This window comes from Alteromonas sp. AWJ4_199, assembly GCF_056159165.1.
In genome coordinates this window covers 1,139,937-1,165,160 of sequence record NZ_JBSWUR010000001.1, presented here as the reverse complement: position 1 = coordinate 1,165,160, position 25,224 = coordinate 1,139,937, and the positions used below count along the sequence as shown (strand labels likewise).

19 protein-coding genes and 1 other RNA gene are annotated in these 25,224 nt (G+C 44.6%); 11 read left to right on the top strand and 9 right to left on the bottom strand.

Annotated elements, in window-relative coordinates:
- Window positions 1–40: 40 nt before the first annotated feature.
- The 3 genes from ACXAER_RS05085 to ssrS form a co-directional block, all read right to left on the bottom strand.
- Window positions 41–982 carry a nucleoside hydrolase gene (locus ACXAER_RS05085; protein WP_474805399.1) on the bottom strand — a complete coding sequence of 314 codons (942 nt, stop codon included), beginning with the start codon at window positions 980–982 and terminating at the stop codon, window positions 41–43.
- Between the two features lie 22 nt (window positions 983–1,004).
- The gene (locus tag ACXAER_RS05080) at window positions 1,005–1,901 is read right to left on the bottom strand and encodes a ribokinase (protein ID WP_474827217.1); all 897 of its coding nucleotides are present in this window, start codon (window positions 1,899–1,901) and stop codon (window positions 1,005–1,007) included.
- Window positions 1,902–1,922: 21 nt separating this feature from the next.
- Window positions 1,923–2,105: non-coding RNA, 6S RNA (gene ssrS, locus ACXAER_RS05075), on the bottom strand.
- A gap of 532 nt (window positions 2,106–2,637) precedes the next feature.
- Here ssrS and ACXAER_RS05070 point away from each other — a divergent pair.
- The 8 genes from ACXAER_RS05070 to ACXAER_RS05035 all read left to right on the top strand — a co-directional run bounded on the left by ACXAER_RS05070 (window position 2,638) and on the right by ACXAER_RS05035 (window position 12,260).
- Complete coding sequence (locus ACXAER_RS05070) at window positions 2,638–3,204, top strand: UPF0149 family protein (RefSeq protein WP_474827215.1); 567 nt, start codon at window positions 2,638–2,640, stop codon at window positions 3,202–3,204.
- A gap of 75 nt (window positions 3,205–3,279) precedes the next feature.
- Window positions 3,280–4,593, top strand: coding sequence for a Xaa-Pro aminopeptidase (pepP, locus tag ACXAER_RS05065; protein ID WP_474827213.1), 1,314 nt, complete (start codon window positions 3,280–3,282; stop codon window positions 4,591–4,593).
- Between the two features lie 45 nt (window positions 4,594–4,638).
- On the top strand, window positions 4,639–6,027 hold the full coding sequence (locus ACXAER_RS05060; protein WP_474827212.1) for an FAD-dependent monooxygenase: 1,389 nt from the start codon (window positions 4,639–4,641) through the stop codon (window positions 6,025–6,027).
- Entirely contained in the window at window positions 6,014–7,186 is a 1,173-nt protein-coding gene (locus ACXAER_RS05055; RefSeq protein ID WP_474827210.1) for an FAD-dependent monooxygenase, read from the top strand. Before ACXAER_RS05060 ends, ACXAER_RS05055 begins: the two co-directional genes overlap by 14 nt.
- A 371-nt stretch (window positions 7,187–7,557) precedes the next feature.
- The gene (locus ACXAER_RS05050; RefSeq protein WP_474830504.1) at window positions 7,558–9,108 is read left to right on the top strand and encodes a M28 family metallopeptidase; all 1,551 of its coding nucleotides are present in this window, start codon (window positions 7,558–7,560) and stop codon (window positions 9,106–9,108) included.
- Window positions 9,109–9,160: 52 nt separating this feature from the next.
- Window positions 9,161–10,036, top strand: coding sequence for an EamA family transporter (locus ACXAER_RS05045; protein ID WP_474827208.1), 876 nt, complete (start codon window positions 9,161–9,163; stop codon window positions 10,034–10,036).
- Between the two features lie 142 nt (window positions 10,037–10,178).
- A complete protein-coding gene (locus ACXAER_RS05040) occupies window positions 10,179–11,162 on the top strand; it encodes an MBL fold metallo-hydrolase (protein WP_474827206.1) in 984 nt (327 codons plus the stop codon).
- A 165-nt stretch (window positions 11,163–11,327) separates the two neighbouring features.
- Window positions 11,328–12,260, top strand: a complete 933-nt coding sequence (locus ACXAER_RS05035) for an exopolyphosphatase (protein WP_474805405.1) — start codon at window positions 11,328–11,330, stop codon at window positions 12,258–12,260.
- Window positions 12,261–12,311: 51 nt separating this feature from the next.
- Here ACXAER_RS05035 and ACXAER_RS05030 read toward each other — a convergent pair whose 3' ends face one another.
- The 6 genes from ACXAER_RS05030 to ACXAER_RS05005 form a co-directional block, all read right to left on the bottom strand.
- Window positions 12,312–13,160 (bottom strand): LysR family transcriptional regulator, encoded by an 849-nt coding sequence (locus ACXAER_RS05030; RefSeq protein WP_474827204.1) that lies wholly within the window; start codon window positions 13,158–13,160, stop codon window positions 12,312–12,314.
- A 93-nt stretch (window positions 13,161–13,253) separates the two neighbouring features.
- The gene (locus ACXAER_RS05025; RefSeq protein ID WP_474805406.1) at window positions 13,254–14,570 is read right to left on the bottom strand and encodes a sugar MFS transporter; all 1,317 of its coding nucleotides are present in this window, start codon (window positions 14,568–14,570) and stop codon (window positions 13,254–13,256) included.
- A gap of 121 nt (window positions 14,571–14,691) precedes the next feature.
- Window positions 14,692–15,819: an N-acetylglucosamine-6-phosphate deacetylase gene (nagA, locus tag ACXAER_RS05020; protein ID WP_474827201.1), complete on the bottom strand. Its 1,128-nt coding sequence runs from the start codon at window positions 15,817–15,819 to the stop codon at window positions 14,692–14,694.
- 2 nt (window positions 15,820–15,821) lie between these two features.
- Window positions 15,822–16,823: a glucosamine-6-phosphate deaminase NagB-II gene (gene nagB-II, locus ACXAER_RS05015; protein ID WP_474827199.1), complete on the bottom strand. Its 1,002-nt coding sequence runs from the start codon at window positions 16,821–16,823 to the stop codon at window positions 15,822–15,824.
- Between the two features lies 1 nt (window position 16,824).
- Window positions 16,825–17,703 (bottom strand): glucosamine kinase nucleotide-binding domain-containing protein, encoded by an 879-nt coding sequence (locus ACXAER_RS05010; RefSeq protein WP_474827197.1) that lies wholly within the window; start codon window positions 17,701–17,703, stop codon window positions 16,825–16,827.
- Between the two features lie 10 nt (window positions 17,704–17,713).
- Window positions 17,714–18,799 carry an acyltransferase family protein gene (locus ACXAER_RS05005; protein WP_474827195.1) on the bottom strand — a complete coding sequence of 362 codons (1,086 nt, stop codon included), beginning with the start codon at window positions 18,797–18,799 and terminating at the stop codon, window positions 17,714–17,716.
- A 202-nt stretch (window positions 18,800–19,001) separates the two neighbouring features.
- On the opposite strand from ACXAER_RS05005, the gene ACXAER_RS05000 reads away from it, so the two are divergent.
- The 3 genes from ACXAER_RS05000 (at window position 19,002) to ACXAER_RS04990 (ending at window position 25,169) form a co-directional block, all read left to right on the top strand.
- Window positions 19,002–20,036, top strand: a complete 1,035-nt coding sequence (locus ACXAER_RS05000; protein WP_474827193.1) for a LacI family DNA-binding transcriptional regulator — start codon at window positions 19,002–19,004, stop codon at window positions 20,034–20,036.
- Between the two features lie 205 nt (window positions 20,037–20,241).
- Window positions 20,242–22,887 (top strand): TonB-dependent receptor, encoded by a 2,646-nt coding sequence (locus ACXAER_RS04995; protein WP_474827191.1) that lies wholly within the window; start codon window positions 20,242–20,244, stop codon window positions 22,885–22,887.
- A 59-nt stretch (window positions 22,888–22,946) separates the two neighbouring features.
- Window positions 22,947–25,169, top strand: coding sequence for an alpha-N-acetylglucosaminidase (locus tag ACXAER_RS04990; RefSeq protein WP_474827189.1), 2,223 nt, complete (start codon window positions 22,947–22,949; stop codon window positions 25,167–25,169).
- Window positions 25,170–25,224 lie beyond the last annotated feature (55 nt).

Below are 25,224 nucleotides of genomic sequence, written 5' to 3'. Positions count from 1 at the left end.
AATAAAAAAGGGATTGTTCATTAACAATCCCTTAAACATATCACAAAGCGTAGGTGTCTATGAATAGTTGTTCCAGTTTTTGATGGTCAACTTTAGTCGCTACCTTTATGGTATTTGCTTCATTCCATAGCGGGCTAGGTGTTGTACCAGTTGGCGCAACCACCGTTTGGCCTCTATCAAGTGTACCTGTACCAACGCGAACGTGACCTTCAGTCAGTTCAAATAGCTCTGGGTGACGAAGGTGAGCAATAGGGAATGCATCGTGGAAGAAGCACACGCGGTCTTCACGGTTTTGTGAGTAAAAGTCCATGTAGAACTGGGCGCTTTCTTTCACAAAGCCGCCAAGCGTATTGTTTTTCTCTTCTAGCTTTTCAACAAAAGCTGGCGAGAATGGCGTGAAGTTCGTCACGTCCAAACCAAACATAGTCAATTCCCAATCTGCCGCAAATACGATTTCTGCTGCGTGGGCGTCATTCCAAATGTTTGCTTCTGCTACAGGCGTAACGTTGCCAGGTACAAACGCAGCGCCACCCATAATGCTAACACCTTTAACCAACTTAGGTAGTTCTGGCTCTAGACGAAGGGCTAGGGCTAAGTTCCCCAATGGACCAATTGCCACTAATGTAATTTCGCCTGGGTACTTACGCGCCATGTCTACGATAAACTGCGCAGAGCTGCGAGGGTCTAGTTCCGTCTTAGGCGCTTCAGGTTTTATATGACCAAAACCGTGTTCGCCGTGCACAAAGTGTGCATAGGTAGACTCAGGCCCTACCCACGGCATGCCTACGCCTTTGGTTACAGGAATGTCTTTACCGGCAATTTCACAAAGGGTTAGCGCATTTTGCGCAGCCATTGTTACCGGGACGTTCCCGTAAACTGTGGTTAAACCAAGTACTTCAATGTCTGGAGATTGGAAAGCGAAAAAGATCGCCATTGCATCATCAATCCCCGGATCTGTATCTAATATGATCTTATGTGCCATCAAATTTTCTCAGTACGTCTTGCTAGTTGGCGTGTTTCGCTAAGAAACGATCCACTTCTTTTTGTGTTGGAATACTCTGTGCTGCGCCTTCGCGGGTTACCGCAATGGCCGAAGCTGCACACCCTCGACGCAATGCTTGCTTAGCATCGGTGTGGTTGCTGTATGCAGACAAGAAATAACCGATAAAGGTGTCACCGGCTGCGGTGGTATCTACCGCGTCAACAGAGAATGCTTTTACTTCTACAACTTCATTTTGGCGCAGCATCATTACACCGGCTTTACCCAGTGTAATAATAACTTCGCAGTGTGACCACTGCTCTTTGAAAACTGTCACAATATCTTCAAGTTCTTCTTTACCGGTAATCGCAGCAGCTTCGGTTTCGTTTACAATAAGTAAATCTACACAGTCTAGCGGAAGCTGTTTAACCGACTCGCTCATAGGCGCTGGGTTGAAGGCTACTTTTAGCTGTTTTTCTTTCGCTTGGCGAAGTACTTCTTCAATGCAGCTGGTTTCGTTCTGCGTTAATACCCAGTCCGAAGGGCGCGTATCGTCTAGCGCTTGCATTACGGTTTTTGCGGTAATAGTTTGGTTAGCACCACCAAATAATACGATGGCGTTTTCACCGCTTGGGGTAACTTGGATGATGGCGTGACCTGAAGGAACTTCTGAACACTTTACACCACGACAATCAACACCCTTTTTAATAAGAGCTTGTTTAAATGAGGCGTCGTTTTCGTGAATGCTGCCAACGTGCCTTACGTCTGCACCTGCTTGCGCTAGAGCAATAGATTGGTTTGCACCCTTACCACCTAACAAGGTTTGGTAATGGGTTGAGGCCAACGTTTCCCCAGGCTGCACAAAGTGGTCTACCTGATAAACGTGGTCAATATTTATAGAGCCAAAATTTATTATTGCCATTTCTTCTTCCGTCGAAAGAGGGCGCTTCCCAGAATGCCGCTGTCCATGTTTCGCCCGTGAACCGAAAAGTTCAGGGCGGAAGTATCACAATTGCCGTAGGCTTCTCGATACGCGCCGAGCTTGCACAATAGCAGCTGTTTCAACTTCCTTGGTTTAAAGCATCGGCCAGGGACATGAATGAACTAGCAAACATCCCAGGAAACATTGTTGTTGTATTAACGCAACAGGGTATAACAAACGCGAGATCCAGTGAAGAGGATCACCTAACGCGCTTTATAACTATTTTTGCGTGGTGAATATAAAAGCGGTAAAAAAATAATATTTTCTTGACCAATTGGTCAGCAATTATACACGCATATAAGATAAGCTCAATAATAACCAAACACGTAATTTAGTTACAAACTTAAAAGTCTTTTAAATACTGCTGCGAGAGGAATTCCGTATCCAACAACGAGGATCTTAGATTAATTATGCGTTCGTTGCTAGGGATAGCAGCGCTCATTTCGTTAAATTAACGTCAATTCGCGGTTGTTTGAACAGTCAGTAAACAATGTATGAGTTTGTTGTACAAAGTATAATCTTTACTATGAATGCGCTGTTTAAACACTGCACGCTAAATTGCCAAAAGTGGGCTTTGTATATTGATTTTTGCTAGTATTAACGCCATCACGGAGTAACGGCCGAAATCAAAAAGGGCTGTGAAAACTCAACTCATCTTAAATAAAGAGAACGAATCGTGGAAAAACAGCTCGAATACGATAGCGTAACTAATAAATTGTCACAGCAAGGTATCATTGTTGATGCGGCAGAAGTACACGGCATTCTAACCGGAATGCTTTGTGGTGGCATGTCGCTTACCGACCAAAAGTGGCTTGAAGCCCTTAGCGAAACCATCAACCAAGGTGATGCGTTCAGCGACCAAACTCAACACCTTCTCAATACGCTTTTCAATCAAACCTGTCAGCAGTTATTAGAGCCTGAATTTGCGCTTAGCTTGTTGCTTCCAGAAGACCAAGCGCCTATTAACGACCGCGGCGCTGCGCTTATCAACTGGGTGCAGGGTTTTATGCTTGGTTTCGGTTTACACCAGCAGGACCTTGTGCAGTGTTCTGACGATGTTAAAGAAGCCCTTGAAGACTTCTCAGATATCTCTCGTATGGAAGAGCCAATGGATGCCGATGAAGAATCTGAAAAAGCACTTTTCGAGGTGGAGGAGTACGTGAAAATCTCAGCTATTTTATGCTTCAGCGAACTTGGTCAATCACTTCTTGATGATCAACAAGACACGCCGTCCGTACACTAGTACATAGGGAAAATTGAAAGTAGTAGCTGTTTAAACGGCCTACTTTTCAGTGAATTAGTTAAGGTTTTCTAGTTTATGATTAGCGCTCAAGAGTTTATTGCTAGGCAAGACAGGCTTCTTGCACAGTGCCAACCAAACAGTGTATGTATAGTACCTGCCGCTGGGCTGGTAACGCGAAGCCGAGATACCGAGTATACCTTTAGGCAAGATAGCGACTTTTGGTATTTAACGGGTTTTGAAGAGCCTGATGCATGGTTGATATTGTCTAATCACCCTCGCTACGGCGAGAGCTATCGCGCAATGGTAGTTCAGGAAAAAGACAAAAGCGCTGAAATTTGGCACGGTAAGCGCCTTGGTGCTGAAGCTGCGCTATCACGGTTCAGCCTAGATGAAGCGTTTGAAACACATGAGTTAGAAGAAGCCTTGTTGGCGTCCATTCAAGGGCAAGATAATGTGTACTTCGCCTTAGGACACAGCAAGCCTCATGACCGATTATTTACCGAAGCCCTAAATACTTTGCGTGAAGCGCCAAAAGAATCATTAGCGCCTGGCGCGATACACGATTTGCGCCCACAGCTGCATGAAATGCGATTGTTTAAATCAGCCTGCGAAGTAGCAATGATGAAAGCGGCAGGGGAAATCAGTGCCCGAGCTCACAAACGGGCTATGCAGTTTTCCTCTCCTGGCTGTTTTGAATATCAACTGGAAGCTGAAATTCACCATGAGTTTGCTATGGCTGGCGCGCGTTCGCCTGCGTACAGCACTATTGTAGGAAGCGGTGATAACGCCTGTATTTTGCATTACACGCAAAATAACGCTCAGGTAAATGATGGAGATTTGATCTTGATCGACGCAGGCGCAGAATATCAAGGTTATGCTGCAGACATTACCCGAACATTTCCTGCAAACGGTAAGTTTAGTCACGCTCAGCGTGAAATTTACAGTGTTGTATTGAAGGCGCAAAAAAGCGTATTGGATATGCTAGTGCCCGGCGTAACGCTTTCTGAAGCAATGCTACACAGCGCAGAAATTATTACTGAAGGTTTAGTTGACCTTGGTGTTTTAGAAGGTAGTGTGGCAGAAAACCTCGAGAGCGAAAGCTGGCGCCAGTTTTATATGCACGGGTTAGGTCACTTCTTAGGGCTAGATGTGCACGACGTAGGTAACTACAAAATAGACGGCCAAGACCGCCCATTAAAACCTGGAATGGTTATAACGGTAGAGCCGGGTATTTATATCAGTCAAGACAGTGAAGCTCCTGATAAGTACAAGGGTATAGGTGTTCGCATAGAAGATGACGTGGTCATTACTGCATCGGGTGTGGAAATTTTGACATCTGACGTGCCTAAAGAAATTGACGAAATCGAATCACTAATGGCGAAAAACTAAAACAATAAAAAGCGCTAAAGCTAGAGCGACGGGAAGACAAATATAGTGGAATCGGCAACGGTTGATGTAGTTATTATCGGTGGTGGGATTGTAGGAACCGTGCTTGCTAAAGCACTTTCTGAAAACATATCTCTCGAAAATTCCGAGGGTGAAAAGCGCGGATTAAGTGTTGCACTTATTGACGCTGCAGACCCAAAAGAAACGACACCCTCTCACAATGATTTCAACCCATTTACCGATACACGAGTTATTGCGTTAGCAAGACGTACCGTTAACGAACTAGCCGATGTTGGTTTAAGCCTTGACGACTTAGCCAAGCAGCACAACGGCGAACTACCTCCTAAAATAAAGCAGATAGAAGTGAGCGATAAGGGCCATCTTGGCCTTTTAAATCTGCACAGTAAAGATTATCACATCGACGCGTTTGGCCAGGTGGTAAGTTTAAGCGCGCTAACGCGCTTAGCAGCAAATGCGAGTACTGCGTATCAGCACATAGCACCAGCAAAAGTGACCGGTGTTGAGCAGCACCGTGACAATGTAGACGTGTTGCTAGATAGCGGGGATGTGATAACCACTAAGCTGCTAATACTTGCAGATGGCGGGCGTTCGGGTTTGGCCGAGCAGGTGGGTATTGCTAAAACAGTTAGTGACTATCACCAAACTGCCATTGTATTTAACGTGCATACGCAAATGCCTCATGAAAATAAAGCGTACGAACGCTTTACCGATTCTGGCCCTCTTGCTTTTCTCCCCTTTGATAGTGAAATTGACGGCGTAAAGGCAAATGGCAATGGTTTTTCAGTGGTATGGACGCTAGAAACGCAAGCCGCTCAAGCACTTATGGAAATGGATAAAGCGTCGTTTATTAACGCGCTTCAACAAGCCTTCGGCTATCGTCAGGGCAAAGTATTAAGGGTGAGTGATACCGCTAGCTATCCCTTAGCGCTGACTAAAGCCCAGCAAGTTACCAGTCACCGAACGGTAGTGGTGGGGAACGCTGCGCAGGCGCTACACCCTATAGCGGGGCAGGGGTTCAATTTGGGTTTGCGAGATTTGAGTGCACTCGTTTCTGTACTGAAAAAAGAATCTGTATTTAAAAGTGCTGTACCTAAGCATTCTATGTCGCCAATTTCGAAGCAAGAGAGCAGTCAAGAAACGCAAACGAAAGCTGGTGCTGACCACTTTGATGCTGGGGCATTCAATATCGTTCAGCGATATGCGAACGAACGTAAGAAAGACCGAGATAACACGATTGCGCTTACCGATACCTTAGTGCGAACTTTCTCCAACCAGTATTTTCCTACCGTCATAGGCCGAAACGTTTCCTTACTTGCATTAAGTATGATGCCGCAAGCGAAGAAAACCTTCGTAAAGCACACAACAGGTTATGGTGTAACACCACACGAAAATAGAGATAACAATGCAGCATGTTGATATAGCAATAGTGGGCAGTGGAATTGTAGGGTTAACCCTAGCCGCAGCGCTAAAAGACAGTGAACTGAATATAGCGGTTATTGACAAGTTACCCTGTTATCAGGTGCTTGCAGATAAGCCAACGGCGCGTGTTAGCGCAATCAATCAGGCTAATATTAAAGCGCTGCAACAGTTTGATGTGTGGCCTCATTTACAGCAGGACCGCGCCAACCCTTATACTGAAATGCATGTGTGGGACAAAGACAGTTTTGGTGATATACATTTTTCATGTGATGAAATGGGAAGCGATACCCTAGGGGTAATCGTAGAGAATCAAGCCTTAGTGAATGCGCTTGCTAAGTCAGTAGAGGCACAGCCTAACGCGCATCTAGTCACTGCGGGTATTGAAAGGGTACTTGCTGGCCCTAATCAAACCATGCTAATGCTAGACAACGACGACGTGCTAAGCTGCAGGTTGCTTGTTGGCGCAGACGGCGCTAACTCTTTTGTAAGAAAGCAGGCCGGCCTGCCAATTACCTTCAAAGATTATGAGCATACGGCCATAGTCGCTAATATCAAAACCGAAGAGCCACACAGCAATGTGGCGCGCCAAGCGTTTGCGCCCACAGGCCCACTTGCGCTACTTCCAATGGCAGAACCAAACGTCTGTTCAATTGTGTGGTCTCAGACGCCAGATCAAGCAAGCTCATTAATGGCACTGGATGACCACGCTTTTTGCCACGCTTTAACTGCCGCAAGTAATAGCGTGCTTGGCACTATTTCGCTAGAAACCGACCGCGCCGCATTTCCACTAACCATGCGCTATGCAAGGCAATGGGCCAAAGATGGGGTGGTGCTGGTGGGCGATGCAGCGCATACCATTCATCCGCTAGCAGGGCAGGGCGCTAATTTGGGAATGCAAGATGCGCTAGCGCTGGCGGAAACTCTAAATGACTTAAAGGTGTCGGGCAAAGACATAGGTTTGTACAAGCACCTGCGCAGCTACGAGCGAAGCCGGAAAACAGAAGCTACGAAAATGATAGCAGCAATGGACGGCTTCAAATTCCTATTCGACGGCAACGACCCTATAAAAAAACTAGTACGCGGTATAGGACTTTCAGCTACAGACAAACTCAGCAGCATTAAAAACGCCTTCGTCAGCCACGCCATGGGCCTATAAACCCAAAAATAATGGGGTCAGAGTACATTTAAATAATGGGGTCAGAGTACTTTTTCGAATAGTGGGGTCAGAGTACATTATTGGCTTTCCCTATTACAAAACCGAATAAATGTACTCTGACCCCATTCTTGTGGTTTAGTCGTTTCGGCATTGAGATAGTCAGAGGTAAAGGATACTCTTCGGTATCCTTTTTTTATTTCTTGCAATGGCTTATGTTTACTTTCTTGTGCAAACCTTATCGCGCCTTTTCCTTTGCATGCGCAGCGTCTCTACTTACTTCTACTTTACTTACTGGTTCAGCGAATGCTGACGTCACTACTTCCAGTTTGACCTCGGTTGAGCCTTCGTCGACTAAAGCAAAAAATGCACAGATGTCGCTGAGTAACGCTTCTATCGATTTAGAAGTGTATCGTCAGCACGTTAAAACATTGGCTAGTGACGAGTTCGAAGGGCGAGGGCCGTTATCAAAAGGCGAGAAGAAAACCGTAGACTATTTGGTAGCAGAGTATAAGAAGTTAGGGCTGAAGCCGGCTTTTGGTGACAGCTATACGCAAGCTGTGCCGCTCGCAAAAATTACGCCCAGCAACATGAGCACATTAAACATTGGCGACCTTTCTTTTGAAGCGGGCAGTGAGTTTACTGCACGAACACAACGTATAGTAAATGAATACTCACTAACTGAAAGTGACGTGATTTTCGTGGGGTACGGTATAAATGCGCCCGAGTACAATTGGAATGATTACGCCGGCCTTGATGTAAAAGGAAAGACGGTGGTAATGCTGGTAAACGACCCGGGTTTTGCTTCTAAAGATCCAGCGCTGTTTCAAGGCAATGCCATGACCTACTATGGCCGTTGGACTTATAAATACGAAGAAGCCGCTAGGCAAGGCGCAGAAGCTGTTTTCATTGTTCACGAAACTATGCCCGCTGGCTACGGCTGGGGCGTTGTCGAAAACTCGAATTCTAATACTAAGTTTAGCCTAGTCGATGACAACAACAATGCGTCGCAAGTAGGCGTAATGGGGTGGCTTCATCTAAATGCCGCTAGGCAGCTTTTCGAAAAAGCAGGTTTAGATTACGGCGAGATTAAAAGAAAAGCATCTACGCCCGGCTTTACGCCTATCCCGTTAAACACAACAGCATCGTTAAGTTTCGCTAACTCTATCGAGCATGCTGAATCGCAGAATGTTGCCGGTATTTTAGAAGGCACCTCAAAGCCAGAAGAGTGGGTAATGCTGCACGCGCATTGGGACCACCTTGGTAAGGTAGAGAAGAATGGCAAAACCACTATTTACAATGGTGCGGTGGATAATGCGTCTGGCACAGCTGGAGTGCTAACGCTGGCAGATGCGCTCTCAAAGCACAAAGAAGGCTTTGCGCGTACGCTAATGTTTAGCGCATTTACCGCAGAGGAAACAGGGCTGTTGGGTGCTGATTATTTTGCAAATAACCCACCTGTACCTACCAAGAACATGGTAGCCTTTTTAAATATCGACGGCATGAATGTAAACGATGATGTTGATTACATCTTGCAGTACGGTGAAGGTTATTTATCTATTGAAGAGGATTTGGCAAAGGCTGCTTCACTACAAGGTCGAACGGTTAAAATGGACCCGCGCCCTCAAAATGGTCTGTTCTTCCGCTCTGATCATTTCGCACTCGCAAAACAGGGCGTGCCCTCTATTTTGTTCATGAGCTTAGGTGATACCGACCCAAGCTTTATCGCTAAACGCTATCACAAAGCAGATGACGATTATCTTCCAAGCTGGACATTAGGTGGCGTAAAACAAGACCTATCTCTTATTGGAACCATGCTTACTCATTATGCTCAAGGTGATGTATGGCCTTATTGGAAGCGCGAAAGTGACTTCAAAGCAAAGCGTCTACAGGCGTTATCTGGTAGCGAAACTAACGCTAAATAAAACACGCTTGAACGGCAGCTAGTAAAATGACTTTAAAGGTAAAGCAACGCTAATGAGTTGGGTTTTATTTACATTGGGCGCGGTTATCATGCAAACCGTGCGTAATGCGCTGCAAAGCAGACTAAGTGGTTCAGTTAACACCTCGGGCGTTACGCTATCTCGTTTTATCTTGGCTCCGCCCATAGCCCTTATTTATTTGCTTACGCTCTACAGCACTAGTGCCAGCCAAATACCGCAATTTACGGGCCCATTTATCACAGTGATCTTGTGTGCTTCACTGCTTCAAATAGCGGCCACTTCTTTAATGGTGATTTTGTTTAAGCAAAAGAACTTTGCTATTGGAGCAGGCTTGGCTAAAAGTGAAGCTTTAGTGGCGGGTGTGGTAGGCATGCTGTTTTTTGGTAGTTACCTAACACCCCTTGGGTGGGCAGGCATAGTCATAGGTGGAATAGCTGTATTTGTGCTAAGCAGCGGTAACCGACTTCATGGTATTAGTGTGAAAACCATGGCTATCGGTCTAGCTTGCGGTACTTGCTTTGCGCTGACATCACTTCTAGTGCGTGAAGCTAGCCACATGCTTAATATTCAGCATACAGTAGCCGCAGCATGGGTCTTATTATGGGTGCTCTGCGTTCAGACGGTTGCTTTAAGTTCATACATAGCATTAACCAAACCCTTCGTGTTTAAGCAACTAGTGAGCGCTAAGAAACAGGTGCTAGCGATAAGTACAGTAAGCTGTTTAGGCTCAATATGCTGGTTTACAGCTATGGCGCTACAGCATGTGGCGTTGGTGAAAACACTGGGGCAACTAGAGGTGTTGCTCACTTTAGTACTCTCACATTATTGGCTAAAAAACACGGTTACAAAACGCGAAATTATTGGGCTGCTGTTAATTGGCGTTGCGGCTATTATGGTGATGTGGGCTTGATGTTATGTAGCTTGTCTTTCTTGTTTTTTGCTTAGCTTTAAAAAGGTAAGAAACAGATATTTTTAATGGGAATAAAAAAATTTTGAAACATCTATTGGGTCTTTTAATTTTCTCAGCGTTAAGCGCTTGCAGCACTGCTTCAGTGAGTGATAGGGAAACGGAATATAACGTTACTGTTGAAACAAAAAAAAGCGATGTAGAACCGGCATTTCAACTTGTTACATTGGGCGATACTGGCGGTATTAAAGACGGTAATTTGAGCGCATTTTTACTGCGAAGTTTAGAAGAGGAGCGCTATGTTGCGCTAGACGCAGGAAGCATAGTTAACGGTATTGATGTTGCGTTGAAAGAAGGGGCTTTTAGCGGCTTAAAAAGTAAGCCCGACGAAAACCTGCGAGCTAACGGCAACGTACTGCATAATCACGTTGCTGCATATCTGATTAGCCATGGTCACCTAGATCATGTAGCCGGGTTACTCATAGCTTCACCAGATGACAACAATAAACCCATCTATGCCCTAAAGTCAGTAAACGACACCATGGAGGCAACCTACTTTAATTGGCAGGCATGGGCAAACTTTACCAATCGAGGTGTAGAGCCAAAGCTGAACAAGTACGATGTTATCGATCTGGCTCCGCAACAAACCACTTCAATTAAAGGCACGAATTTAACTGTCACGCCTTTTAGTTTAAGCCACCCTTTAGAGTCGACGGCTTTCGTTATTGAAAGTGACAACGATATGTTTGTTTACTTTGGTGATACTGGCCCGGACGATGTCGAGAAAGAAGGCAAGTTAGCCGAAATATGGCGCTATCTTGCACAGCAAATGCGAAACAAAACGCTAAGAGGCATGGTTATTGAAGTGTCTTTTGATAACAGTCGCCCTGACAATCTACTGTTCGGACACCTTACGCCTAAGTGGTTGATGCAAGAACTTACTCGCTTCTACGAACTAGTTGAAGATAAAAGCCAGGTTCCAGACATAAATATTGTGATAAGCCATATCAAGTACAGTTTAAAAGCAGGAGAAAACCCGCGTTCTGTCATATCAAAAGAGCTAGAGCAGGCTAACAAACTAGGCTTTAATTTTATACTAGCAACACAAGGCCAATCGCTTATCTTCTAATAGCCTTTTGGAATAGTGAAGTAAGTAAACATTTGAGGAGTCAGGCCTTTAGTTATACTTTCGTCGCGTTTTACGACTTTGTAATCAAAATCTATATAGGTAATCTCTCAAAATTTTTACTAGCTGTTACACTTACTTGATAATCGTTAATAAAGGAAACACGTGATGTCAGAACGAAAGTTTAGATTAGTTACCCGAAGTGATTTTGACGGGCTAGTATGTGCAGTATTACTGAAAGACTTAGACATAATTGATGATATTTTGTTTGTGCACCCTAAAGACATGCAAGACGGCAAAATAGACATCACCGAGAACGACATTACCACCAACTTACCTTACGTTGCAGGCTGCTATCTAGCCTTTGACCATCACCTTAGCGAAACCGTACGAAACGACAGCGATATCGAAAATCATATTATCGATCCAGAAGCGCCGTCTGCTGCCCGTGTTGTTTACGACTATTACGGAGGTGCAGATAAATTTCCTAATATCTCAGTAGATATGATGGACGCGGTAGATAAAGGTGATTCTGCGCAGTTTTCAAAAGAAGAAATTTTAGAGCCTACCGACTGGGTGCTTATGAATTTCATTATGGACGCGCGTACTGGGCTTGGCCGTTTCAGAGATTTTAAGATCTCTAACTACCAGCTAATGATGAAGCTAATAGATGCTTGTAAAGACCACAGTATTGAAGAAATACTGCAAATGGAAGATGTTGCTGAGCGCGTAAGTTTGTATCACGAGCACAACGAAATGGCGAAGGCACAAATTGCTAAGTGCTCCACCGTACACGACAACCTCGTTGTGCTCGACTTAACAGATCAAGAAACCATTTACGCTACAAACCGTTTTGTTATTTACGCAATGTACCCCGACTGCAATATCTCTATTCACAAAATGTGGGGGCTTAAAAAGCAGAACGTGGTTTTCGCGATTGGTAAGTCTATTACTAACCGCAGTTCAAAAACAAATGTTGGTGAGTTATGTTTGAAGTACGGTGGCGGCGGTCATATGAACGCAGGCACGTGCCAAGTTGAAACCAGCAAAGCAGAGACTGTGCTTGCTGAGATTATCGACACCATCACAAGCGACGGCTAACGCAAATTAGCATACGGGTGGAGGGGCAGAAAAAGTACTCTGACCCCTTTTTTACTGGGTTAGCCGCACTTTAAAGAATTCGGCGAGGGTTTTACTTATTACCGGATGCTGGGTGTCTTGGTTAAATAAGCAAATATTGACCTTTCCCAACTTAGGCAGATGCGGGTGGTTTAGCACTGCTAAATTTGCCGGTAAGCTAGACTTTGCTAGTGCTGTAACACCAAGCCCTTGCTGAATGGCGGCAACCAAACCGCCTAAGTCGGCGTTGGTGTAGCTGATTTTCCAAGCAAACGTTTGCTGTTTTAGCTGTTCAATTACCCGGCTTCTGTACATGCAGCCATCTGGCGCTAGCACTAGCGGAATGTTATTCCCCACTAACGGGTGAGACGTATCGCCTACCCACACCACATCATCTTCTAAAACAACTTCCCCCTCAGTTTCTTCATCTGGATTAACAAGTGCCAGAATTAAGTCAAAGTGGTCTCGCTGACTAGTGTGAAGTAGGTCGCGGCTTAGCGCGGACGTAACTTCTAAAGACACATCTGGGTAGCGCTTAGAAAACTCACCAATTAAGCCAGGCAGCAGGGTAGACGCGAACTCGTTGGGAATACCTAAACGCAATCTACCGCTTAAAGGCGCAGGGGTTAAGCTTCGAAAGATATTGTCGTTAAGCTCTAGCAGCTCTTTCGCTTTTGGGTACAGCCAGTTCCCATCGGCGCTAGGTACATGCCGTTGCCCTACTTTAGTAAATAGCTTTCGGTCTAGCTGCGATTCAAGCTTTTTGATTTGCAAACTAATAGCAGGCTGAGAACGACCTAAAAAGTCGCCCGCCTTTGCATAGCCACCAAGCTCAATAACGCTAACAAAGGTGCGTAAAGTATCTAGAGAAAGCTGCTTCATTGTTAAAGATGGGTTCCGATATCACCGTTGTTAAACACATCACTCAAGAATACCACTTATGCGTATGTTAAACCCATCAAGTCGTCGCCTAAATTACCATTCTCTTAAACGCCACCCTTTCAGCGCATAGAAAAGAATAAAGGCATAGCAAGGTATCGTTGTCCAGTAAGCGTTCAACACTCCGAAGTGATCAGCCGCAAATCCGAAAAGTAAGGGGATAATTGCCCCCCCAGCTATACCCATTATCAAGAGTGCAGAACCGCGAGCGGTAAATTTGCCTAGCCCTTCTAATGCTAAAGGCCAGACTGCAGGCCAAACAATGGCATTAGCAAGTCCCAAAAGTGCAATAAGAGTAATAGGATCAGGAAGCGTTGCAATACCTGTCCAACCCCACAGAAAACCTGCAAAGACGTGGCTTTCAGCGTTAGTGAACGGTATACCGATTGACAAAACAATACCTAAAACTGAAGAGAGAGTAAGTAATTGGTGCTGAGTGCAAATTCGGGGCACAAGCGCTAAACCAAGGCTGTACCCAATGACCATAAAAAACATGGTGTATGAGGTGAGCCCTAGTGCTCCCGGAACGCCAAGTTGCGAGCCCGCTAGGCCAATGGTATCTCCGGCAACAACTTCTACGCCTACATAACAAAAAAGTGCAATTACACCTAATACTAGCTGAGGGAATTGTAATACTGAGCCTTTACCTTTTCCGTATTCAGCGAGTTTCTTATCCTCAACATCAAGGTCCAGTTCGGGCAAGCCAGAAAAACTTAGCGCAACTGCAAGCAATACTAACGCTGCGGCCATACCTAAGTAGGGCAATACAAGGCTTTGTGCTAATTGCTGTATTTGTGCATTACGCTCAGCTTCTGGCAATGCAGCGATACTTTGTTCGGTGATACCTGATAAGTCACCGAGTACAAGAGCAATAAACACCATTGGTGCGAGCCAGCCAGCTCCTTTATTTAACAAACCCATAATGGATATTCTTGCTGCCGCACTTTCTGACGGCCCAATTTTTACTAAATATGGGTTTGATGCGGTTTGTAAAATAGTTAAACCGGAACCGACGATGAACTGAGCTGTAATAAATAATATGAATGTTTGCGTTTTAGCGGCAGGAACAAATAAACAGCACCCTGCAGCAATTAATAAAAGCCCGAAAGTCATGGCGTTTTTATAGCCCAATTTATTGAGCACGAATGACATAGGAAGTGCCATAACAACATATGCGATATAAAAACTAAACGCGATTAGCAGTGCTTCTGTTCCGTTCAAATTGCAAACAATTTGCAAGAAGGGGATGAGTGCTCCATTTAACCATGTGATAAAACCAAAAACGAAAAACAATGTGCCGATTATTGCCATAGGGAGTATCGTCGACGGGGGAGATTTAACTGCAGTTTGCATCACGTTTCCTTCTTATAATGTTTTTATTTCACTGTATTGCTTACTTAATATTTTAATTTTTTGTGAGTACGTATTATCTGTTTTTCAAAAGAATACCGGGCTATGCATATTAGCTGCATACCTACCGGACGACTTCGCCATTGCGCCAACAGCGTGTCACCCTTAAGTCTTTATTTAGCGTTATGAAGTTAGCGAAAGAACCTGTGCGTAACGTTCCAATGTTCGCGTCGCTTTTTATAAATGAAGCAGGGGTCGATGTTGCCATTTTCAATGTTGCTTGCAGGTCAATACTCAGGTCGAAATGCGTATGCTGGATGGCCTCTTCCATCGTTAATAGCGAACCCGCCAAGGTACCGTCGTTGAGACGAAGTGCATTATTTTTACGTATGACTTTAACGCCTTGATAAACGAAGTGGTCGACGTTACTTGCTGCCGGTGCCATAGCATCGGTTACCAGCATTAAGCGTTCATCACCTTTAAGCTTTATCGCTAGCTTTGCTGACACAGGATGAACATGATGATGGTCAACGATTAGTCCGCAATAGACGTCATCTCTGTAAAGTGAGGCCCCAACCACACCAGGCTCTCTGCTGGTAAACGGTGACATGGCATTGAAAAGATGTGTAGCACCGGTAGCCCCCGCATCAAAAGCGGCAAAGCAATCGTCGGAGGTGGCGTTAGTGTGGCCTATAGACACAATTACGCCTGCATTGGTTAGGGTCTCAATATCTGAGGGCGAGACCGCTTCTGGTGCTAGCGTGACAATTACTTTACCAAGATCATTTCGAGTAAATAAGGCCAACTCTTTGTCGCTCAGTGATCGGATGTGCTTTGAACTATGCATGCCCTTTTTGGTTGTGCTGAGGTGAGGCCCTTCAAAGTGGACACCTGGGATAGCGCCTGGCTCCCATTTGTGACCTAACGCTATAGCGTCAGCGCCTTTATTCATAACGTCGATGTCGTCAGTAATAATGGTTGGCATTAAGCTGCCCGTACCCACTTTTAAAAAGGCCTCTGCCATTTGCTGCAGCGTAGACAGTGTGGGCGTTTCGTTAAACTGAACGCCGCCTCCACCGTTTACTTGAACATCTACCATGGCGGGTATGACTAGCTCATGGATGACCTCAGCATTGCTATCATCCACACTATTCGAGCAGAAAGCGGTCACTCGGCTGTTAATCACTTCAAAGCGCACGTTCGAATGAAATGAAAAGCCGTCAAAAAGGAGTTTGGCAAAATAAGATTTCATTGCTAGAGGGTTTCCGTTACTTTTTTAAGTCCGATAGGACTGTCAGGGTCCATATCCATCTCGCGCGCAGCTTTTTCAATATCTAAGTAAAAACGTTGCATAACAATGAGCGCCGATGTGAGAGGATGCACATCCAATGGTACCTCAAATAAAGGGAAAACTTGTGCTCCTCTACGGATCACTTCTTCAATTTGTGACTTATGTACAGCACTTGAAGCGTCAGGAATATGGGCATCGATAATAGCTGTTTTGCGGTTTAGCAAGGATATGGGCCCGTGAAGAAATTCCGCGCTACTGAAAGCCTCAGCCTGTATTCCACAGACTTCTTTCATTTTAAGCGCTATTTCTCTGGATATGGCGTAACCGAAAGCGCGGCCTAGTACAACGCATCGTTCAAGCGGAGCTAAGTGCTCTGCGGTAAGTACAAAGGGGGAACTTATTACCGACTCTAATTGTGTAGGTAGGGCAAGTAAAGCTTCGTGAAGATCGTTGCGTTTAGTGAAATTTGCAACAATGCTTAATAACGCATACAAGGTCGCCAGATAGCTTTTGGTGGCGGCAACGGCAATTTCTGGCCCGGCACAAAGTGGTATAAATATGTCTACAATATCTTTAACTGGTGATGACTCGTCATTTACCAGCGCAACACAAAGCGCACCTTTTTCCTTTGCCATTTTGGCTTGTGCAAGTATATCTGGGCTTCTACCTGATTGAGAAATGATAAAAACCAGGGCTCTATTTAATCGAAGCGATTTGCCAAAAACGCTGTTTACCGATGGCGCGGCAGAAGCAACGGGCAGCCCCATTTCAGTTTCAATCAAATATTTTCCAAACACGCCGGCATGGTCTGAGGTGCCGCGACCAATAATATACACAAACTCTGGATCGTGTTTTTCTATCGCTTCAGATAATTTGTTATATATATGGCTATTGTTGTTTAGTTGTCGTTTCAGCACTTGCGGCGTTTCTGCTGCTTCAGACGCCATTTTGGTCACATAAGCCATATTAACACTCCTTTACCAGATCTTTTATCAATGAAATTGCACCAAATTCAGGTGAACACTTTGCGGGTTGTAAACGTTGTTGAATATTGTCAGGTAGCCACTCAGCCCATTGCGAAGACAAGCCACCAATCATTGATATGCGTTTAGCGCCGAGTTCCTCGAGTTGAGAAACGACACCTGAAAGGTACTGCTTTCCTTCGTTCACAATACTAAGAGCAACGGGGTCACTGCCGTTAGCACATCTCACAACAATTGGCGCAAACTTACCGAAATCACTCGACTTGAAGTGCAGCGACTTACCGACTATCGCTTGAGGATCGTCTGTACCAAGAGCTTCGCACATATCAGTAACAAGCCGAGAGGAAGGTACTAAGGAATCGAGTGCTTCAAGGGTGTATTGCAAGGCCTGCAGGCCAAGCCATGCGCCTCCCGCTTTGTCGCCTAAAGGGAAACCGTGGCCACCGATACTTGTTAAGTTGCCACTCAAGCTTGCAAGTGCTGAACTACCGGTTCCAGTTATTATAATTGCGCCGTCTTGACCTGCATGAGCGCCTAAACAAGCAATGTGTAGATCGGTGGTTATGTGTGTACGTTTAAATGGAAATATCCAACTCTGTGCAATTTCTCGATAACGCGTAACGTTTACACCTGCAAGACCTAGACAAACATTAAGATTGCTTATTTTCGTCGCTGACATTGAGGCTGCCTCTAATGCCAGTGTCGTAGCTTCGATAATTGATGCGAACGCGGTGTCGGCTGATTGAGCAGGGTTGCATGGACCTGACAATCCTTCGCCAAGCAATTCGCCTTGTTCGTTTTCAAGTCGCGCTTTGCATTTAGTGCCACCGCCATCAACGCCTACAAAGTAATTCTGAGTCACAGATTCCACCTTAAATCTTTACGAAAATTTGTTTGCGATAGAGGACATATACAGGAATAAAACAAACGCTGAGAAATAGAATGACCCACAACGTTGCACTTATAAAATCACTTGCTCCCATATCAGACATAAATGTGGTGTAGCTGTTGTGAACCGATACACCGGCGATTTCCCAATCAAGTAGCTTCTCTATGATTACGTGCAGGATATATGCGGTGATCGCGTTAGCCCCAAAGATGGTGGCAATTTGAGTACCGTTTCTGAAGCCTTTAATATCGGTGTACCACATCATACAGGCCAATATCATGGCGCCTACGCCGCCGGTGGCTAATACAAATGAGCTGGTCCACGCCTGTTTGATGAAAGGAAAACCTAGGCTCCAAATACATCCTAGAGAAAAAGTAACAAAGCCGAATACAAATAAATTCATCACCGTGGTAGGTAAGTCGTCCTTGTCTTTAACTATAATCTGGCCAATGAGCATACCCATAATACCGGTAACAATGGCAGGAAAAGTACTGAGCAGACCTTCGGGATCCCAAGTACCACGCCACAGCATACCCGGTACAAATTGATCGAACCAGTTTATAATGTTCTCTCCACGAGCAAGATGCCCGCTAGGGAGGCCCGGGGCAGGAACCAATAGAATAAATACCCAGTACAGAAGCAAGATACCAATGCCCACTTTAACCACGCTCTTCGGTTTGCAGTAAATTGCTAAATAACAGCAGGCAATATAAACAATGCCAATTCGCTGTAATACGCCTAGTAACCTTATTTGTTCGAAGTGGGTATAGAACAAATTAACAATGAGCCCGAGCCCAATGAGCGTAAAGCCTCTTCTCCACACTTTTTTCAAAATACTGGTCAATTGTGGTGAAGATGAATCAATATTCTTGAACCCCAAACTAATTGCTACACCCACAATGAGAATGAAAAAAGGAAACACTAAATCGGCAAAGTTGATGCCTATCCAATGTGCGTGCGCGAGTTCTCCATAAGTATTCGGACTGTTTACTACAATCATTGCGATTATGGTGAGCCCTCGAAATACATCGAGAGACAGAAGTCGTGAAGATGTCGTGTTTGTTGTCATGTTTCTTGCTTTTTTTATATTCAGTTGTTTAACCCTAACCCTTTTCTTTAACCTATGTCAACGTTGTCATTGTTGTTTTTTTTGAACCTTGATGAAATTGTATTAGTTATTCATTGGTTTACGAAGACCAAGAAATTTGCTTAAACAGGGGGTTCACTTTATTCTCTCTAACACTCAATACCTTTCACCGAAAAAGAGTTTCATGAAAAAGCCAACTATTAAGGATGTCGCGAAATTAGCGGGAGTATCGTTTAAAACGGTTTCGCGAGTGGTTAACCAAGAACCAAATGTTAGTGAGTCGGTAAAGGAAAAAGTGCTTGAGTCAATAAAGCAGTTGAACTATCAGCCTAACCACACAGCAAGGGTAATGCGTAAAGCGCCGTTCTCTCTTGCGTTTGTTTATGACAATCCCAACAGCCATTATGTGATTGAAATGCAAAATGGAATTATTTCTGAATGCAGAAAAAAAGGGTTTGAGTTAGTTATTCACCCCACCGATTCTCATTCTGATGAGGTAGGGAATGAACTTGCGGCTATGATTGGTTCAAATCAGATTGGCGGAATTATTCTCACCCCGCCATTGTCGGAAAATAAAGAGCTTGTCACATTTTTACTCAGTAGAGATGCTAAAGTAGTTAGGATCTTATCTGGCGAGCAACCCCCTGATAATCTAGCCCCGGTGTTGCATGTAGACGACGTGGATGCGGGATTTAAAATAACGCAGTATTTGCTGGATTTAGGCCACAGAGATATTGCTTTTCTTGGTTTTCATGCATCGCATGAGTCTAGTTTAGGGAGAGTAAGAGGTTTTAAAAAGGCACATGAAGCAGCAAAATTGCCTTTTGATAAAAATTTAATCATTGATGGGGAGTTTACTTTCGAATCCGGCATGGATATGACTAAACAAGTACTTGCCATGCCCAAACGACCTTCCGCCATTTTTGCATGTAACGACGAAATTGCAGCGGGAGCTGTATTTATGGCGCGTCTTAACAACCTTAAAGTTCCAGAAGACATCTCGATTGTTGGTTTCGAAAACAGTCCCTTCGCCATGCAAACGTGGCCTCATCTTACTACGATCGACCAGCCTAACTTTGATATTGCAGCAACAGCTGCAGCAATGGTTATTGAAATGATGAAATCCAATGATATTCATGCTGTTGATTCAAAAGGGTTTTCTCTTGATGTAGTTGTAAGAGACTCGGCTTCTAATTATTCGCTTGAAAGCGTAGTTTAGCGTTTTCGTCTTACTGAAAGTTCATATTTTGGTCTACCCAATATCGTAGTAATAATTCCTTATTTTTTGTTGACAACGTTGACATTGGTTGGTAGCGTCAATGGCAGGTGATGAAAAAATCATCGTTAATAATAAGAAATAAAATTAATCAGCTGGTTGCCTAAAGCTGAACAACAACCACTACAAAGAAGATGGGAACCACATCATGAATAACGCTCGTCCAAAGAAAACGTTACTCGCCAGTGCTATCGTAGGCATTCTTAGCTCGCCTGCACTGGTTTTTGCTCAAGCTGCCTCAGACGTAAGTGATAGTGAAGTTGAACGTATTGACGTTACTTATCGTTCTAGTTTGGTCCAAGCTGCGGCACTAAAACGCGATGAAACGAAAGTTGCAGACATTATTACATCAGAAGATATCGGAAAGTTTCCTACCGAGAACATTGCTGAAGCAATCCAGCGAATCCCTGGCGTACAGATATCAAATATTAACGGTAGAGGTTCTACAATCAGTGTTCGCGGTTTAGGCTCCCAATATGCCAGAACTACCGTGAATGGCCAAACTATGGCGAGTGCGGATTTTACTGGTGGCTTTCGTTACGACATTATACAGTCTGAGCTAGCTTCAAGTATTTCAGTAATTAAATCTCCCAGTGCAGACATGGATACTGGTGGTTTGTCAGGTACTATTAATATCGATACTACGAAGCCACTTTCCTACAGTGAGCGTAAAGTTGTAGCTTCGGTTAAGGGGCAATATTCGGAATTCTCACCCACAGATGATGTGACCCCCAAAGGTAATATCACCTATATCGACCAATTTGCTGATGACACAGTAGGATTATTTTTAAACGCAGGTTATCAGGAACTTGACGACAGGGTAGATAACTTCTGGATGGGTAGGTGGTTCAGCGACGATGAAGGCAATGATATTCCTCGACGTCCGCGTTACCGCCGTATTGACCGCGAAACCAAACGCTATTTGATGAACGGCGCAGTACAGTGGCGTCCTAGCGATAATTTCGAAACAACGTTTACCGCAATTTATGCTGATGACGACACGGTACAAGATTTGAACCAGCAGGTTTTCTTGTTCGATCGCGACGATATCACGCTACTTGGTGAGCCGGTAAATGGCGTTTATAACCAAGTGCGTATTGACGACTTTACTCTTGAAAATAATCGCCAAGCTGAGGACAAACAGGCTACCAGTAAAGCGTTTACGCTTGAGTCAAAGTACGAGACAGAAAACTGGACTTTAACCGGTATCGCTCATTACACGAAAGGCGAGGCTGTGCATGCAGAAGAGGCGGTAATCTTAGCGACTACGGTATCTGCAAACATGGATATTTCAGATCGCAATAACGTTATCTTCAACGTGGATGAAGATCTAACCGACCCTTCTTTATACCCTGCTGACATGCCAAGGAACGAGTACCCAAATGGAGCAACTCGATACATGGACTCTTCTGAAAGTGCACTTCAATTTGACGCAATTCGTGTGCTTGAAGGCGACTTCTTCACTGGTTTTGCTTTTGGAGGAAAATTCCGTAAAGAAGAATTCAATAGAGACGTTTTTCGTACGGATAGATTCGCCATTGGTGAAGCTGATCCAAGCGACCTTCCGTTAATGAGTGACTTTAACTATATGGTAACTGACTTCTTGGACAACCAAATGTCCATAGAGCATGGCTGGGTCGCGCCAGATATTCAAGCTTACCGAGATGCGCTTTTGGCCGAAGGGGTAACAGTTCCCACTTTATTCGCTGCTCAATCTTCATATTCAATAGAGCGAGATATCCTATCGGTTTACGGAAAAGTTGATTTCGAAAGTTACATCGGTGAAATGACGTTGAGAGGAAATATTGGTGGTCGTTATGAAACTACCGACAGGACGATCAATACCTATCTGACCGGTGAAGATAACCCGATTAACTCTGAAATCAGTTTAGTGATTGGCGAAACGGCATTTGACTACGATTACAACAATTTTTTACCTAGCGTAAACCTTGTGCTTGAATTGACAGACGAAGTACAAGCGCGATTTGCTGCTGCCAAGGTGCTAGTCCGTCCATTACTGACATCGCGCACACAAATTGCTGCCTCTGAAACGTCGGTAAATAATTCTTTCGGTACGCGTACTTACACTGTAGATCTTGGCCAGCCTAACATGAAAGCGCTGACTGCCGATCAAGCCGACTTAGGGCTAGAGTGGTACTACGGCGAAGGTAATAGCTTAGCACTCACTCTTTTTTGGAAAGAAATTAAGAACGGGTCGGTTTCTGAGTTTGTTTGCCCTGATAGCTACAATGACGTTGCGCTAAGTGGAACGCCGGAAGATTGTGTGGACATAGAAGGTAACATCTATGAAATCACCAGCACCTATAACGATGATAGTGGTACGACTATCAAAGGGTATGAACTAGGTTGGAACCAGAGCCTTGATGCATTGTTACCTATCGATGGTTTCGGTTTCTCAGCAAACTATACCTTCATCGATGCGGAAGATAGCGAAGACTTTGTGCTAACCAATTCGTCAGAAGAAACATGGAATTTCATCGGATATTGGGAGAACGACACCTTTAGTGCAAGGGTCGCAGTGAACAACCGTAGCCCTTACGTTCAAGATAACACTGATGCATTCTTTGCACGCGAGGGAAGGGTAGTCGACGGTAGAAATCAGGTTGATATTCTATTGAGCTATAACGTTACTGAAGCACTTAACCTTCGTTTTGGAGCACTGAATATCAATGGTAACAACGAAGAAGCCTATTTCACAGAAGAGAAGCCGGTGTGGCAAACGACAAGTATTATAGGCACTAGCTATTATCTGAGTGCGGTTTACTCATTTTAAGACAATTATGCTGCGGGCAACCGCAGCATTTTTTTACGATTTTATCAGGATATTAAGCAATGAAGAAAACGTGGTCACTCTCGATAAGCGCATTGTGCCTAAGCTTATCTGTTGTATTAGCTGGCTGCGAACAGCAGCAAGAAGTCTCAGAAGTTGCATCTAAACCGTTAGACCCTCAGGTGAGCGCTGTTCTAGAGCGAGTTACACAGGGGCAAGTAAAAAATATATCAACGATTAAAGTAACTGATAAAGAGCCTGAGTGGTTTGAAGTAAATGTAATTGATGGGCAAGCGGAAGTGCTGGCAAATAGTCGTACCGCACTAGCGTATGGCGCTTATCAATACTTACGAGAACAGGGCGCTTTGTCAGTAAGTTGGGAAGGAAAGCGCGTTGCGTTCCCTGATGTCTTTAAAGACTTTGATGGTGCAAAAACAACAACCCCATTCGAACAACGTACTTATCTGAATGTTTGTGCTTACGGTTATACAACACCGTGGTGGGACTGGGAGCGTTGGGAGAAAGAAATAGACTGGATGGCGCTTCACGGAGTAAACAATCCTGTAGCAATGGAAGGGCAAGAATTTGTATGGCAAGCATTATGGAAGGATTTCGACGTTACCGATAAAGAACTAGCCGATTACTTTTCTGGCCCAGCATTCACGCCATGGCAACGCATGGGGAATATCGAAGGGCACGAGGGGCCTCTCCCGCAAAGTTGGATAAACAAAAAACATCAATTGCAAAAACAAATCCTCAAGCGCATGAAAGCGTTGGGTATGCAGCCCGTTGTACCTGCGTTTAGTGGCTACGTACCTAAAGCGTTTGTTGAGCGTTTTCCCGACGCCAAGGTTTATGAAATGCCACGCTGGACTGGATTTGAAAATGCTACCTATTGGTTAGACCCCGCTGACCCCCTCTTTAAAACAGTGGCTAAGCGATTTATTGAGCTTTATACCGAAATTTATGGTGTACAGGACTATTACCTATCAGACGCATTTAACGAAATGCTACCGCCGGTTTCTGAAGAGAACCGACACGCCGAGCTCGCATCCTATGGAAAACGCATCTACGAATCTATTGCGCAGGTTGCACCTGATGCTGTGTGGGTAATGCAAGGATGGATGTTTGGCGCAGACGAAGAATTCTGGGACCTCGCGTCTATCGAAGCCTTCTTAAAAGATGTTCCTGATCAAAAAGCTATGATCCACGATATCGGAAATGACAGATATCACGTGTGGCAGCGAACGGAAGGTTTCAAAGGCAAGCCATGGGTGTTTGGCTTCATTCACAACTATGGAGGTTCAGATCCTGTTTATGCTGGCTTCGCAAACTATGTCGAGCAGCTAGACGTGGTGACAAACTCTGATAAAAAAGGCGTGCTAACCGGGTTTGGTGTATTTCCCGAAGGGATCCATAACAATTCTGTGGCCTATGAATTTCTGTTCGATTTGCCTTGGAACGCCAAGCCCGATATGAAAGAGTGGCTAGCAAATTATACTAAAGCGCGCTATGGAAAGACTTCACCCGAACTTATCGCAGCATGGGAAAAGGTGATAAAAGGAGTGTTCTCTGTTAGCTATTGGAAAAGCCGCTGGTGGGAAGGCTCAGCTGGCGCGTACTTGCTGTTTAAGCGCCCAACAATCGACATTGTAAACTTTGATGGGCACCCGGGTAATTTAATGGCCTTAGACGATGGTATCTCACAGCTAATTGAGCTGGCACCGTTGATGGATAATGCGTACCTATATCAGTACGATATTGTCGATTTTGTGAAGCATGCAGTGTCTTTGCATGTTGACCTTATGCTGCAAGAGGTGGTTAACGCGTATTCATCAAAAGACTTCGAACGTGGCGACGAACTTATGGCCTCAATTGACGTTGCCATCACTAAGCTAGACAACTTGCTAGGGTTTCATCAAGAAAGTTTGCACACGTGGTTAAGTGACGCCTCAGCTTATGGTGAGACTGCGCAAGAGTCTGCTTATTACGTAAATAATGCGCGCCTGCAAGTAACGCAATGGGGTGGGCCAAAGCTAAAAGATTATGCATCTAAAGCGTGGCAGGGTATGTACAAAGACTATTATTTGCCTCGCTGGAAAATGTACTTATCTGCGTACCGCATCGCACAGGAAGCTCAAACTCCGTTTGACGATGCTGCGCTGCAGGAAGCGCTGATAAACTGGGAGCGTGATTGGATAAAGCAAACGGAAATTCCAACGCAATATACCCCTGAAACACCAATCGAAGATTCGCAAGCGCTTATGGAAACGATAAAGCGATAATAAAAATTGGTGTGTCCGCTCTGATCAAAAGCCCCGTTACCGACTTGAGTACGGG

Bases quoted from the DNA above. Each gene is read 5' to 3' on its own strand.
- nagA (WP_474827201.1), bottom strand. From the start codon at position 15,819: ATGAAATCTTATTTTGCCAAACTCCTTTTTGACGGCTTTTCATTTCAT.
- ACXAER_RS05000 (WP_474827193.1), top strand. From the start codon at position 19,002: ATGAAAAAGCCAACTATTAAGGATGTCGCGAAATTAGCGGGAGTATCG.
- ACXAER_RS04995 (WP_474827191.1), top strand. From the start codon at position 20,242: ATGAATAACGCTCGTCCAAAGAAAACGTTACTCGCCAGTGCTATCGTA.
- ACXAER_RS04990 (WP_474827189.1), top strand. From the start codon at position 22,947: ATGAAGAAAACGTGGTCACTCTCGATAAGCGCATTGTGCCTAAGCTTA.
- ACXAER_RS05050 (WP_474830504.1), top strand. From the start codon at position 7,558: ATGTCGCTGAGTAACGCTTCTATCGATTTAGAAGTGTATCGTCAGCAC.
- ACXAER_RS05055 (WP_474827210.1), top strand. From the start codon at position 6,014: ATGCAGCATGTTGATATAGCAATAGTGGGCAGTGGAATTGTAGGGTTA.
- ACXAER_RS05030 (WP_474827204.1), bottom strand. From the start codon at position 13,160: ATGAAGCAGCTTTCTCTAGATACTTTACGCACCTTTGTTAGCGTTATT.
- ACXAER_RS05005 (WP_474827195.1), bottom strand. From the start codon at position 18,799: ATGACAACAAACACGACATCTTCACGACTTCTGTCTCTCGATGTATTT.
- nagB-II (WP_474827199.1), bottom strand. From the start codon at position 16,823: ATGGCTTATGTGACCAAAATGGCGTCTGAAGCAGCAGAAACGCCGCAA.
- ACXAER_RS05080 (WP_474827217.1), bottom strand. From the start codon at position 1,901: ATGGCAATAATAAATTTTGGCTCTATAAATATTGACCACGTTTATCAG.
- ACXAER_RS05035 (WP_474805405.1), top strand. From the start codon at position 11,328: ATGTCAGAACGAAAGTTTAGATTAGTTACCCGAAGTGATTTTGACGGG.
- ACXAER_RS05025 (WP_474805406.1), bottom strand. From the start codon at position 14,570: ATGCAAACTGCAGTTAAATCTCCCCCGTCGACGATACTCCCTATGGCA.
- pepP (WP_474827213.1), top strand. From the start codon at position 3,280: ATGATTAGCGCTCAAGAGTTTATTGCTAGGCAAGACAGGCTTCTTGCA.
- ACXAER_RS05045 (WP_474827208.1), top strand. From the start codon at position 9,161: ATGAGTTGGGTTTTATTTACATTGGGCGCGGTTATCATGCAAACCGTG.
- ACXAER_RS05085 (WP_474805399.1), bottom strand. From the start codon at position 982: ATGGCACATAAGATCATATTAGATACAGATCCGGGGATTGATGATGCA.